This window comes from Legionella sp. W05-934-2, from assembly GCF_964199965.1.
In the GTDB taxonomy this organism is placed as follows: Bacteria; Pseudomonadota; Gammaproteobacteria; order Legionellales; family Legionellaceae; genus JAFIFT01.
Genome location: NZ_CAXMZT010000008.1, coordinates 124,685 through 138,180, shown reverse-complemented (window position 1 = coordinate 138,180; position 13,496 = coordinate 124,685). Strand labels below are relative to the sequence as shown.

Genomic DNA, 13,496 nt, shown 5'->3' with positions numbered 1-13,496 from the left:
TGCAGGTACCAGATAACGATTTAACAGAAACTTGGCGTCAATGTTATTGGATTACGTAAAAGCTTTTTTTCATTATTTAACACCCAAACAAACGCTCACGCGGCTTTTGGGTTTTTTTGCAAACATCAAAACCACGTGGTTTAAGAATGCCTTCATCCGAATTTTTATCCGAATCTATGGGGTAAATATGGCGGAGGCACTTCGCACAGACGCAAATGAGTACGATACCTTTAATGATTTTTTCACCCGACATTTAAAAACCGACGCCAGGCCTATTGCTGATTCTATCATAATCAGCCCTGTGGATGGTTATTTAGCCCAATTTGGACGCATCGAATCAGGTCAACTTATCCAAGCCAAGGGGCGACACTATCGCTTGGAGTCCTTGCTAGCCGGTGATTTAAACGCCTACGAGGCCTTAAAAAATGGTGCTTTTGCAACCCTTTATTTATCGCCTAAAGATTATCATCGCGTGCATATGCCCGTGGCTGGCACGCTTTTGCAAACGACCTACGTCCCGGGGAAACTATTTTCTGTACAGCCAGCTACAACCCGTGTTATACCTAACTTATTCGCCCGCAATGAGCGGTTAATTTGCCTATTTGACACCCACCTAGGTTTAATGGCTTCTATCATGGTAGGTGCGACCGTCGTTGGCAGCATGGCTACGAGTTGGGGTGGGGTTCTTCCGCGCAAGAAAATTTTGGAGCGCATTGATTATCGCAACCAAGATTTTGCTCAACCCTCTTTACCACAAGGGGGTGAAATGGGACATTTTCAAATGGGATCCACGGTTATATTGCTGTTTGCCGATGTGCAAGCAGCGCAATGGGCAAAACAGTTGACCGTAGGTCAGGCGGTTAAATTTGGGCAGCCATTAGTCTAAGACAAAAGAACGCTGCTATTTTTGATTGTTCTAATATAGGAGAGGCAACGGATGGCCAAAAGAAAGCTATTTGTATTGGATACGAATATTCTCATGCATGATCCGACCGCAATATATCGGTTTGAGGATAATGACATCTATTTGCCAATGGTGGTTTTAGAAGAGCTTGATAGCCATAAAATGGGTCTCTCGGAGGTGGCAAGAAACGTTCGGCAAACCAACCGGATGATTGTGGAAATGATGGCAAAAGCAACCCATGAACAAGTCGTGAATGGATTGCCAATCCCGAATTATCTTGCACAACAGGAAAAAACGGGCCGATTATATTTCCAGACAGATGAATTCCATGGCACGACCATCCCTTCTTTGCCAGGTAATAAAGCCGATAACACCATTTTAGCAACCACCTTAGGCCTTAAAAAGAAATGGCCGGATCACCAGGTCATCATTGTTTCAAAAGACATTAATTTGCGCATTAAAGCGGGTATTTTAGGTATCCAAGCGGAAGATTACTATAACGATAAAGTGCTAGATGATGTCAGCCTGCTTCATCGTGGTTTACATATGCTAGATAATAATTTTTGGGATAGTCAGCCTAAAAACATGCAGGTTTGGCAAGATAGTGGCAATTCCTATTATCAATTCGAAGGCGAAATAACGCAAAATTGGTATGTCAATGATTGTTTGATCACCCAAGATGAAGAGTTTCAAGGAATTGTCAGAAAGCGAGAAGGCACAAAAGCTATTGTTTCCGTTGCCCGCGATTATATGTCTAGCAATCAAAGTGTTTGGGGAATCAAAGCGAGAAACACAGAGCAGAACTTTGCTCTGAACTTGTTGCTTGACCCAGATATTGATTTTGTGTCTTTGCAAGGGCAAGCTGGAACTGGCAAAACCTTGTTAACCGTTGCGGCTGGATTGAGCCAAGTGATGGATAAGCAGCTTTATAACGAGATTGTGATGACAAGGGTAACGATTCCAGTTGGGGAAGACATCGGCTTTTTGCCGGGCACCGAAGAAGAGAAGATGACCCCTTGGATGGGTGCCCTAATGGATAATTTAGAAGTGCTGCACGCATCTCAAGAAGGCGGCCGTTTTGGCCGGGAAGCGACGGCGGATTTGCTGCAAAATAAAATAAAGATTCGCTCATTGAATTTTATGCGGGGGCGAACATTTTTAAATCGCTATATTATCATCGATGAGGCTCAAAACCTTACTTCTAAGCAAATAAAGACATTGATTACCCGAGCAGGGCCTGGGTCTAAAATCATTTGCTTAGGCGACATCAAGCAAATTGACACGCCCTATTTAAGTGAAACGACCTCGGGTTTAACTTATGCGGTGGATCGGTTTAAAGAATGGGAGCATAGTGCACATATGACATTAATGCGAGGGGAGCGATCAAGACTTGCCTATTATGCAGCAGAGCAATTATAATTAGCTGGGCCTGAAAGCAGGCCCTTTTTTATTAGACTCAGAGGCCCTATATGCAGCTACAAGCGATTACCTACGATGATGTTCTTTTGATCCCATCCTATAATCATCACGAATCCCGTCGGGAAGTTGATATCTCCATGACTGACCGTTTAGGCAAATTATCATTGGATTTGCCTGTGTTAAGTTCCAACATGGATAAAGTGACCGAATCGAAAATGGCAAACTTTATGTCGGATAAAGGCGGCATGGGCGTGTTGCATCGGTTTATGAGTATCGAAGACAACGTGAAAGAATTTAAGGCATGCCAAGGAAAAGCCTTTGTTTCAGTTGGTTGCAACCAAACGGAATTGGAACGCGCAGCAGCGTTACGTGATGCGGGGGCTCTCTATTTTTGCGTGGATGTGGCGCATGCGCATGCCAAATATGTTGGTAAAACGTTAAAGCAGCTGCGTAAAATCTTACCCGATCATTGCATTATGGCGGGCAATGTCGCCACTTATGCTGGTGCGGATTATTTAGCTTCATGCGGTGCCGATATTATTAAAGCAGGCATTGGTGGTGGTTCGGTTTGCTCAACCCGTATTAAAACAGGATTTGGTGTGCCGATGTTGACTTGCATTCAAGACTGCGCCCGCTCAGACCGATCTATTGTGGCGGATGGCGGCATTCGAACTCCAGGTGATATTGTCAAGGCATTAGCATTCGGTGCCGATTTTGTTATGATTGGCGGTATGTTGGCTGGAACCCGTCCCACGCCAGGTAATGTGATTACCAAGGAAGGTGGCAGAAAAGTGAAAGAATATCGAGGCATGGCTTCCCAAGAAGCACAAGTCAACTTTCTTGGTGAAATGCGAGAGTGGAAAACGGCCGAAGGCGTTTCAACTGAAGTTGCTTATCGAGAAGATGAAGATGCCATCATTGCTGACATCGTTGGTGGTTTGCGATCTGGCTTAACTTATTCTGGTTCAGATACCATTGGTGAGTTGCAACGAAAACTCAATTATGTGCATGTGACCCCAGCCGGAAGGATTGAGAGTTTGCCGCATAAGACGTTGGGTTAATTGATGCGTTTTCTAAAGCGACCATCACCCCAGATGAAAACTGAGCTATTGGCAGGTGTGACAACCTTTTTAACGATGGTATACATCGCCTTTGTCAACCCATCGATTTTGCATGATGCGGGGATGGATCAGGGCGCGGTGTTTACCGCAACCTGTTTAATTACAGCGTTTGCCTGCTTGATAACGGGTGTTTATGCCAATACACCTATTGGCATAGCACCGGGCATGGCGTTGAATATCTATTTTTCCTATAACGTCGTTCAAGGGCTTGGCTTTGATTGGCAACATGCCTTAGCCATGGTGTTTATTTCCGGTCTTGGTTTTTTTATCATCAGCCTCACGCCATTAAGGCGTCTGCTCATTGAGACGATTCCCCAGAACTTGCAAATTGCCATCTTAATTGGCATTAGCCTATTGATCGCTTCAATAGCCTTGAGAACAAATGGCATTATTGTTGATAATGCTCAGACGTTGTTAAGTTTGGGTGATGTAACGCGGATGGAAGTTTTGCTATTTCTAGGCGGGTTTTTGTTGATTTCACTGCTTGATTATTATCAGGTGAAAGGCGCCATTATCATTGGTATCTTAACCATTAGTGCGGCTGCTTTATTGCTTGGGAAAACGCAATGGCAAGGGCTTGTTGGATTACCTCCTTCGATGGCACCGACGTTTTTACAATTGGATTTTTCTGGGATGGGTTCAGCCAATGCACTGAAAGCGACATTCACGTTTTTCCTCATTGCTGTATTTGATGCAACGGGCACGTTAATTGGTTTGCTCAATCGCTCTTACTTCATCAAAGAAAATAACCATAATCAGCGATTAACCAAAAGCTTAACCGTTGATGCGGCTGCCTCTTCTCTCGCGGGATTATTGGGATCTGCCAGCACCTCTCCCTTTATTGAATCCGCGGCAGGTATTGAGGCGGGCGGGAAAACCGGTTTAACCGCGATTGTGATTGCAGTTGGATTTGTATTAATCTTGTTTTTTTTTCCGATGGCAAAAATGATTCCAAGCTATGCCGTAGGGCCAGCATTGCTTTATGTTGCTTGTTGTATGATGCGCCATATAAAAGATTTAGCGCTCGAGGATATGACGGAAATCGCGCCTTGTATTGTGACCATTATGATGATCCCATTCACAGCCTCCATTGCGGATGGCATTGGTAGCGGCATCATTGTCTATGTTATTTTAAAAGCACTTGCTCGCAAGAAACTCTCGCCTCTTCTTTGGATATTAGCCCTTTTGTTTGTTGTATTCTTTGCGTTAGGACGGGGGGCATAGGGTGGTCGATATTGTCTTTTATACGAGAGACTTAGTCCGTCATTTTCCTCTTGGATTTGAAAGTCTGATAAGGATAACCTGCCGATATGCTTGAACAATCATTTCGAGAAGGATGCCAACGGTATTTATTAGATCCCGCCATGCCATGGCTATCAAAGTGGACTTCCCCCATCGGCTTGACCCTGGCTTCGGGTTGTTTGGGTATCTTATGTAGCATAGCAATTGTTGCAAACTGGCCAATGACTGCTACAATCCTGCTTTTATTCTCTGGTTGGTTGGATATGGCAGACGGCAGCCTGGCGCGTTATCAAAATAAGCCATCGTCGTTAGGAGCTGCCTTAGATATTTTTGTGGACCGAGTGGTCGAATGTGCTGTTGTGGTGGCGTTGTTCTTGCAATTCCCCCCTGATCGAGGATTAATGTGCCTGCTGATGTTTGCGTCGATGCTGTTATGCATCACCTCCTTTTTAGTCGTTGGCATTTTCACTGAAAATCAAACACAAAAGAGTTTTCATTATAGCCCAGGATTAATGGAGCGAGCAGAAGCATTTATTTTTTTCATTATGATGATATTTTTGCCCCAATACTTTACTATATTGGCAATTAGCTTTAGCCTTTTGGTTCTTTGGACGGGTATATACCGTATTTTTGAATTTATCCAGGTAAGTAGGCAAACAAGCCAATAACAAATGTGTAACTTTGTATTTTGCGGTAGACGTAACAAATATTAGAGGACAAATATGACACAACCTTTATTGAATCCTTCTGACTTAATCGCAGGTGAGTTGAATATTCAACCAACTCAGGTTAATGCAGCCATTGAATTATTGGATGGTGGTGCTACCGTCCCCTTTATTGCGCGCTATCGTAAAGAAGTAACCAAAGGGCTTGATGATCAACAATTGCGTCAATTATCAGAGCGCTTAATTTATTTACGCGAGTTGGATGCACGCAAACAAGCAATTTTACAATCATTAACTGAGCTAGGAAAACTCACCCCAGAATTACAAGTTTCCATCATTCAAGCAGACAATAAAACGCGATTAGAAGATATTTACTTACCTTACCGGCCCAAGCGCCGCACCAAAGCACAACTAGCACGCGAAGCAGGCCTTGAGCCCCTAGCGGTTTCGCTTCTAAATGATCCCACGCAATCCCCTGACGCATTAGCACCCACTTATGTGGATGCCGACAAGGGAATTGCGGATGTGGCAGCAGCTATAGAGGGCGCCCAACAAATTTTGATGGAAGATTTCGCCGAAAATGCTGATTTGGTTGCAACCTTGCGGGAAATGGTTTGGCAAAAGGCAAAATTAAAAGCAACCAAGCACAAGAATCATGCTGAAGCCAAATCGAAATTCAAGGATTATTTTGATTTTTCACAAGCGATTAAATCAATACCATCCCACCGAGCGCTCGCATTGTTTAGAGGCCGACGTGAAAGTGCCTTGCAGGTGAGCATGGTGCTTGACGATGAGCAACCCATGCTTGATTGCATCTATCAAACGTTTAACCTTGCTGAAAAAGGCAGACCCGCGGATCAGTGGCTTTTGTCGACGGCACAGCTTGCCTGGAAAATTAAATTATTGACTAAAATCGAATTGGAGCTGTTAAATCGCTTAAGAGAAGCGGCTGACGATGCAGCCATTACCGTTTTTAGTAAAAATTTAAACGATCTATTATTAGCCGCCCCAGCAGGACAGCATATCACCCTTGGATTAGATCCTGGTATCCGGACCGGGGTGAAAGCTGCTGTGGTGGATGCAACGGGTAAATTGTTAGATTACACCACGGTCTATCCTTTAGCTCCCCAAAATGACTGGCATGGCGCTATCACGGATTTAGCCAAATTAATGGCTAAATATCATGTGAGCCTTGTGAGCATCGGCAATGGCACCGCTTCACGCGAAACGGAACGCTTGGTGACGGAGTTAGCTAAAATCTATGCAGATATCCCCTTTAAAAAGATGGTGGTCAGTGAGGCAGGTGCTTCCGTGTATTCTGCCTCGCAACTAGCAAGTGAAGAATTTCCCGACATTGATGTGAGTATTCGCGGGGCTATCTCAATTGCTCGTCGGTTACAAGATCCCTTAGCTGAATTAGTTAAAATTGATCCCAAATCTATTGGCGTTGGACAATATCAACATGATGTTAATCAAGCCAAATTAGCGCGCACGCTCACAGCGGTGGTCGAAGATTGTGTGAATGCAGTGGGTGTTGATTTGAATACGGCTTCGGTGGCGTTACTCACTTACGTATCGGGATTAAATGAAGGGTTAGCCAAACAGATAGTGGCGTATCGAGACGAGCATGGAAGATTTAATAATCGCCAACAATTATTGAATGTGCCTCGGCTTGGTGAAAAAAGTTATGAACAATGTGCTGCCTTTTTGCGTATCCAAGGGGGCGATAATCCGCTAGATACGTCCGCTGTTCACCCCGAAGCCTACCCTTTAGTTGAAAAGATGATTCAAAAATCGGGATTGAGTTTAGCTGAGCTGATTGGCAATATGGACGCGATTCGATCGTTAAAAGCACAAGACTTTGTCGATGACCATTATGGTTTACCAACGGTACAAGATGTTATCAAAGAGCTTGAAAAGCCCGGCCGTGACCCTCGTCCTGAATTTAAAACCGTGCAATTTAAAGAAGGTGTTGAAGCCATTAAGGATTTACACCTCGACATGGAATTAGAAGGCGTTGTTTCCAATGTCACTAATTTCGGAGCCTTTGTAGACATTGGTGTTCACCAAGATGGATTAGTCCATATTTCGGAGATGAATAATCAATTCATCAAAGATCCGCATCAGGTTGTGAAAGCGGGTGATATTATTAAAGTCAGAGTCATTGAAGTGGATGTGGATCGCTCCCGTATTAGCTTATCCATGCGACCCAAGGGGAGTGCTCCGGTTGCCAAAAAAGTGGAAACAACCGCTGTTGTTAAAAAAGCATCCCATAAAGCCAATAAGACCAAACCACTTGCTAAACCAGATAAGACAAAGAAAGTCGAAAAAAAATCGGATGCTAAGGTATTTAACACCGCTATGGCCGATGCGCTGTCGAAATTTAAAAGGAATTTATAATGATTCGGAAAGGCGAAGGTGAAGTAACAATTCAGACGCTGGCGATGCCGGCTGATACAAATGCCAATGGCGATATCTTTGGGGGCTGGCTTGTATCGCAGATGGACTTAGCAGCCGGTGTGATGGCCAAGCGGATTTCTAAGGGGCGAGTAGCCACGGTTGCTATCAATAGCATGACCTTTTTAAGGCCGGTTCATGTGGGCGATATAGTCAGTTGTCGTGTCAGGTTGGAAAGACAAGGCCGCACGTCGATGACATTCTCCGTTGAAGCATGGGTACAACCCGCCGCAGGGGGGGATAGTTATCCTGTGACGGAAGGAACCTTTGTATTTGTGGCGATTGATCAAAGTGGGCGTTCGCGTCCAATTGAGGCGAGTTAATGAGTGATGCAATAAAAAAGCTTCATCAGTGGATCGATGACATTGCTGAAGCGTTGATAGATAATACGCACTTTGAGATTACCCATTTTTCCTTTTTGGAACATGATATCAGTTTGTTGGCTTCTTTATTGGACAGGCTAGAAGCACAACCTCAAGAAATTGGCGACAACGAGCAAGATTATTCGGCCTGTTTGTTTGCTTTTGACATATGCATCATCCAGCTACAGGCTGCTATTGAGAATGGCTACCACCCTGCTGAACAACGCCTGCAGCAGCTCATGACTCTGATGGCTGACAAGTTAAACCATACAAAACATAGTATTAATTTTTGGTTGCCGCTGCTCAATGCCTTTTATGAAGTTCATATTGAATTATCCGATGAATTAAAAGATGCTTATGTTGAATTGGCCAGTGTTGAAAGTCCGGGTGATGCCGATAGCGATGTTGATCAACTGCAACTCATTCGTGAGATGATCTTAGAGTTATCTGATTTATCAGTGTTTGATATTACTCAGCATTTCTTTGCCCAAAGCCATGCTATGCCAGCGGAATTTTATTATGATCTGCTCTATGATTTATTTGCAATTGATGAAGGGCATGACATTGCCATTTTATGTTTAATGCATCCGAAAGCGGATGTGCGGGCGGTTGTCATGGAGACAATTGACCAAGTGATTGATAGCTTGGCACTAAGCCCTGAATCGTTAATGCGGTTAACAGTCATTCAACATTGGTTCCCAGCTTCTGTCCAACCTATTTTTGAACGGTGGATAAAAGCTCAACGTCGCCAAGGTGTCATGTATCAACCTAACCAACACAAACCAAAACAAGTCAAATTAAAAGCCAGTGAGATTGATGGGAGTGGCACGCAGGTTATCTATATTAGTTTTAAAGAAGGAAAAATGCACCATGCGTGCAGCGTCATGCTCTATTATGGCGAGGGGATAAAAGACATTTGGTTTACCTCTTCGTTAGATGCCTCTGTTGATATTGACGATATTCCCGATTCCCAAGGGCTTATCATGCGAACGGTGGATAAAGACTATTTACAGCGTATTTTGAATCATTTTTTATTTCAAACTATCGCATTGGGGCGGATGCCGGATATTCGATTAATGCAATTGCAAGAACACTTAGGGCTTAATGTGCAACCCCAACTATTGGATCTCGATGCTATCTTAGACGAGTTCGGTGTATCCATTCAACCGGTCACGCAAGATGTCATCGAAACCTCTCTCAAATCAAGTAAACATTGGCCTTATAATAAAGCATTTACTGAAGCTTGGTATGTGCAGGATGCGCGCATTGATGCGACAGTCAATCGATGTTGCCGTTTTGAGCAAGGCGTGAAAATGTGTGATAAAATATTAGCAAAACAGCAAGTCATTGATGATATCTTTGAAAAGCAACGGGATCGGTGGTTGTTTCATTTCATCTGGCATATGTTATGGTTAGCTGCCCATGCTAAGAAAAATGAACGTGCTTGGCAGGATTGTTTCTTTATTGCCTATGAAATTGCGCAAGGAAGGCGATTAGCCGAAATCCCCATCATGGTTGCCATTGCCGATGAAACCATTGAAAATAGTTTGGAGACAATGGAAGAGCGTGGGACCTATTTGACTCGATTACGTTAAAGTTTCAATATAATCAGGCAGCATTCCAAACTATCCACGTCATCGATGACATCGTTTAGTGAAGATAACACAGGTATTGGTAATTTATGATTAAATTAAAAACCTCGGATGAAATTGCAAAGATGCGTACAGCGGGCCAAAAGCTCGCCAAATTAATATCCGAACTTGATGCATTTATCAAACCGGGTATGACCACCATGGATGTGGACAGTTTTTGTGAAGCGTATATCGTTAATCAATTGCAAGCCATACCGGGCAGCAAAGGTCAATATGGCTATCCTTATGCCACCAATACCTCCGTCAATCATGTGATTTGTCATGGCATGCCCTCGGATAAGCAAGTTCTTAAGAAAGGAGATATTGTTAACGTCGATATCACCTTAATTCATGAAGGTTTCTACGCGGATAGCTCGAAAATGTTTTGCATTGGCCAAGTACCACCCCATGCCCAACGGCTGGTTGATATCACCCAGCAATGTTTATATAAAGGGATTGCCATGGTCAAACCCGGCGCAACCGCCGGTGACATTGGTCATGCGATTCAACAACATGCTGAAAGTAACCATTATTCAGTCGTTCGTGAATATTGCGGCCATGGCATTGGTAACACCATGCATGAAGATCCACAAATATTGCACTATGGCCAGCCAGGACAAGGCATTACCTTAGAACCCGGAATGACCTTTACCATTGAACCCATGATCAATCAAGGCCGCAAGGAAGTTCGCCACATCCGTAAAGACAATTGGGATATCGCCGTCACCAAAGACCGAAAGCTCTCCGCACAATGGGAGCATACCATGCTAGTCACCGAGACAGGTGTAGAGATTTTTACCTTGCGTGAAGAAGAACGCGAATGGTTTGAGTCGTTGTAATCTGATTAGCGATTTATCCAATTACTTAGAAAAATACCACCAACAGTAAGCGTAGTGACAAGGCTGCGCTGGTGTTGGTCAGACTCCCATGAAGGTGTTTTAAAAATGAATGTTATGGTCTATAGTTATACATATATCATTCCATTGGAGAAATAACCATGGGTCTTAAAAACTTGCTTAAAAAAGGAGCTGAACAATTTATAACAGAAGTTGTCGGAATAGGCAGAGAAGCCACTGCTACGCTGAATGTAGAAAGCATAACCCACCAAGAGGTGCTACAGTTGTATAATGATGTTAACATCGTATATGCAAAAAATAAGACAAATCTTGAACCAGACGTGGAAAAAGCGGCCAAATCTTTTTTGGATGATCTTAATGAACTTCTCCAAAAGGATAGTAACCAGAGTCCATTAAAAAAGCATCACCCTACTGGCCAAGTCAAATTGGCTCAAGACGCCATAGACATCATTTATAAGCATAAACCCAAACTAGAATCATCCCCAGGCTTCTGGAATCAACTGAAAGCACATATAAATGTGTTTATTGAAAGAACAACGGGTATAAAAGATGCCCTTAGCACTAATAAAACGCAATTTTATAAGGCCATTTCGAAAAAACAAGAACGCGTTGAAGCGTTAAGACATGATATGTCTGATAAGATAAAAGGTCCCTAAGCCATACAAGTAACGAGTTTGGCAACCAACGAAATTTGGCTGCGATTTAGCCTGTAACATGCAACTATTTAATTTTAGTCCGGAATGATTTTGCCATATCGTCTGTTAATTTTTTAATATTGATATTCATGCTATTGACTAAACTATCCATGTTTATCATAGGAACGTTGGTTTTATAGAAAACCTGCCTTTTGAGGACGATTTCATCATTTCGATAAATCAAATAAGCAGCCCTTAAAATACTATTGCCACTTATATCAATTTCAAACTCCGTGATATTGATTTGCAGGGTATATTTGGGTTTAAAGTCAGAATTCCATGGGGAATTCTCAAAGACTGCTTCGGGTATCATGGTGTTTAGGTTAGCCATAATTACCCGGCTAATATTTTTATTCAGATCCTCTGCCCATTGGTAATCCTCCTCTAGTTTTAGCTTTTGGGGCGTGCAGTGAATCATGATTTCGTTCTTTTGTATGTAATCAGGGGTTTGGATTGTATTGATGCCGATTCTAAGATTTGGATTAGGGTTTTTATGTACCATGGATGGTGGTATCGGATTTAAGACATAAAACGTGATGGCTTTGCTGCGTGCACAAGCTGCTAAAAGTACGCTTATCAATAAGAAGATGGAAAACAAACGATATTTTTTCATTTTCTACCTCTTATTACCGATTCAGGGTTTCGCGATAAATAATTCGCTAAATTTTTTGCAGAAGATGCGGCAGATTCTATTTCGTTTAAGCTGTTTTCGGCACTTTTGGCAAGGCTAGGTACGTTTTGATTTAAGTCCCGAGCCAAATTATCAACACTATTTGTCATTGCCTTAGTTGATTGGATTGTGTCTTTAAGCAGCTTCGATTGAAAAAACTGACTGATATCTTCTAACGTTTTTTGAGCGGTTGCTAGCGCATCATCGATAGTTGTATATTCTTCAAGCGAATTTCTGGTTGGAAAAAGGGGGTAGCCACGATAACTTCCGATGGTAACCTGCGGCAAGTCAGGCACTTGAATGAGCTCAATCTGGGCGATACCCGTTAATAAATTGGGTTTGGTCACATTGGCTACATAGCCGTTTTTAATCAAAAGACTAACGGGATCCTGGCTGAAATTAAACGACTTTTCCACAAAAAACTGAACATAAACTGGAAGCTTAACTTTATTGGCAACGGTATTTTCCGTGATTTCTATTAGCCGTATTTCACCAATTTTTACACCGCGATAGGTGACTGGCGCACCAGCAACCAAGCCATTTAAAGACCCTTTAAAAAACATCACAAAGGTTTGCCGTTGAGAACGTTGGTATTCTCTATAAAGATAAATAGTACCCATGAGTATGATTAATAATGCACCCACTACAAAAATACCAACAACGGTATGATAACGTTCATTTTGCATAGTCATTCCTAGAGCAAAAATGTCATATAAAGACTGGTAACTATCAGCCAAAAAATACCTCTAGTCATTGTTCGAGAAACCGCCTTACTTAATGTGGTATGATTGACTGCTGATTCAAAATAGTAAAATCCAGCGACTATTGCTACAACAAAGCTCAATATTAACGTTTTGAACGCTGAATAGATTAATTCGAATCTTGTCCTTGCACTCAATATGTGGCTGATAAATTCGTAGGTAGATAAACTTAATTTATAATGAAACACGAGATAAAAGCTTAAAATTACCGCACCTATCGCGTAGGCAAATAAAAAAATCGAGGTTAGCGACACACCAATCATGATAGGTATCACCTGTTCGGTAAGCGCATCGGTGCCAGTTTGATTGGCTTGTTGGGTTTTAGTGTCAATAAATCTTACAGCACTTTGAATACATAATATCAGGCCAATGAATATGGGGAGAAACTCTCGTGTTAGTATCGACTGAGCAATTGGCAAAACTTGCTTTTGTAAATGAAAAGGACTCAGCGTCACATACACCATTTGTGCGATTGAAATGGACAATAAAGCAGAGATAATGATTAAAGGAATGACTAACCTGACACCCGAAAAATAGACAACCACCCACAATCTAGACCAATTGATAGTTAGCTTGCCTAAAAGCATATCCTTTGCTGTTTGTGATAAATGTCCGACAAATTGAAAAATAAAGATTTGGGATCTCGTAAATTTGATTATATGAGTGCCCGATCGGTGAATGACAGACATTTTTTATCCCTAAAAAATAGCAT

The 13,496-nt window shown here is 42.5% G+C and carries 13 protein-coding genes; 10 read left to right on the top strand and 3 right to left on the bottom strand.

The features are described from left to right. The first annotated feature begins 40 nt into the window (after nt 1-40). From asd to AB3348_RS10475, 10 genes are all read left to right on the top strand, one after another. Complete coding sequence (asd, locus tag AB3348_RS10520; protein WP_367607572.1) at nt 41-886, top strand: archaetidylserine decarboxylase; 846 nt, start codon at nt 41-43, stop codon at nt 884-886. 51 nt (nt 887-937) lie between these two features. After that, nucleotides 938-2,323: a PhoH family protein gene (locus tag AB3348_RS10515; RefSeq protein ID WP_367607571.1), complete on the top strand. Its 1,386-nt coding sequence runs from the start codon at nt 938-940 to the stop codon at nt 2,321-2,323. Between the two features lie 50 nt (nt 2,324-2,373). Further along, the gene (locus AB3348_RS10510; protein WP_367607570.1) at nt 2,374-3,384 is read left to right on the top strand and encodes a guanosine monophosphate reductase; all 1,011 of its coding nucleotides are present in this window, start codon (nt 2,374-2,376) and stop codon (nt 3,382-3,384) included. 33 nt (nt 3,385-3,417) lie between these two features. Further along, the gene (locus AB3348_RS10505; RefSeq protein ID WP_367607569.1) at nt 3,418-4,668 is read left to right on the top strand and encodes an NCS2 family permease; all 1,251 of its coding nucleotides are present in this window, start codon (nt 3,418-3,420) and stop codon (nt 4,666-4,668) included. Between the two features lie 86 nt (nt 4,669-4,754). Continuing rightward, a complete protein-coding gene (locus AB3348_RS10500; protein ID WP_367607568.1) occupies nt 4,755-5,354 on the top strand; it encodes a CDP-alcohol phosphatidyltransferase family protein in 600 nt (199 codons plus the stop codon). A gap of 54 nt (nt 5,355-5,408) precedes the next feature. Beyond that, nucleotides 5,409-7,751: a Tex family protein gene (locus tag AB3348_RS10495; protein ID WP_367607567.1), complete on the top strand. Its 2,343-nt coding sequence runs from the start codon at nt 5,409-5,411 to the stop codon at nt 7,749-7,751. Next, nucleotides 7,751-8,131 carry an acyl-CoA thioesterase gene (locus tag AB3348_RS10490; RefSeq protein ID WP_367607566.1) on the top strand — a complete coding sequence of 127 codons (381 nt, stop codon included), beginning with the start codon at nt 7,751-7,753 and terminating at the stop codon, nt 8,129-8,131. The genes AB3348_RS10495 and AB3348_RS10490 overlap by 1 nt, the downstream gene beginning before the upstream one ends. Then, the gene (locus AB3348_RS10485) at nt 8,131-9,765 is read left to right on the top strand and encodes a hypothetical protein (protein ID WP_367607565.1); all 1,635 of its coding nucleotides are present in this window, start codon (nt 8,131-8,133) and stop codon (nt 9,763-9,765) included. Before AB3348_RS10490 ends, AB3348_RS10485 begins: the two co-directional genes overlap by 1 nt. Before the next feature lie 86 nt (nt 9,766-9,851). Beyond that, complete coding sequence (gene map, locus AB3348_RS10480) at nt 9,852-10,640, top strand: type I methionyl aminopeptidase (RefSeq protein WP_367607564.1); 789 nt, start codon at nt 9,852-9,854, stop codon at nt 10,638-10,640. Nucleotides 10,641-10,798: 158 nt separating this feature from the next. After that, complete coding sequence (locus AB3348_RS10475; RefSeq protein WP_367607563.1) at nt 10,799-11,314, top strand: hypothetical protein; 516 nt, start codon at nt 10,799-10,801, stop codon at nt 11,312-11,314. Between the two features lie 64 nt (nt 11,315-11,378). Here the strand turns inward: AB3348_RS10475 and AB3348_RS10470 are convergent, their stop codons facing one another. The 3 genes from AB3348_RS10470 to AB3348_RS10460 are packed head-to-tail and all read right to left on the bottom strand — an operon-like array spanning nt 11,379 to nt 13,473. Continuing rightward, nucleotides 11,379-11,966: a membrane integrity-associated transporter subunit PqiC gene (locus AB3348_RS10470; RefSeq protein ID WP_367607562.1), complete on the bottom strand. Its 588-nt coding sequence runs from the start codon at nt 11,964-11,966 to the stop codon at nt 11,379-11,381. Further along, on the bottom strand, nt 11,963-12,709 hold the full coding sequence (locus tag AB3348_RS10465; protein ID WP_367607561.1) for an MlaD family protein: 747 nt from the start codon (nt 12,707-12,709) through the stop codon (nt 11,963-11,965). The genes AB3348_RS10470 and AB3348_RS10465 overlap by 4 nt, the downstream gene beginning before the upstream one ends. Before the next feature lie 8 nt (nt 12,710-12,717). Beyond that, nucleotides 12,718-13,473 carry an ABC transporter permease gene (locus AB3348_RS10460; protein WP_367607560.1) on the bottom strand — a complete coding sequence of 252 codons (756 nt, stop codon included), beginning with the start codon at nt 13,471-13,473 and terminating at the stop codon, nt 12,718-12,720. Nucleotides 13,474-13,496 lie beyond the last annotated feature (23 nt).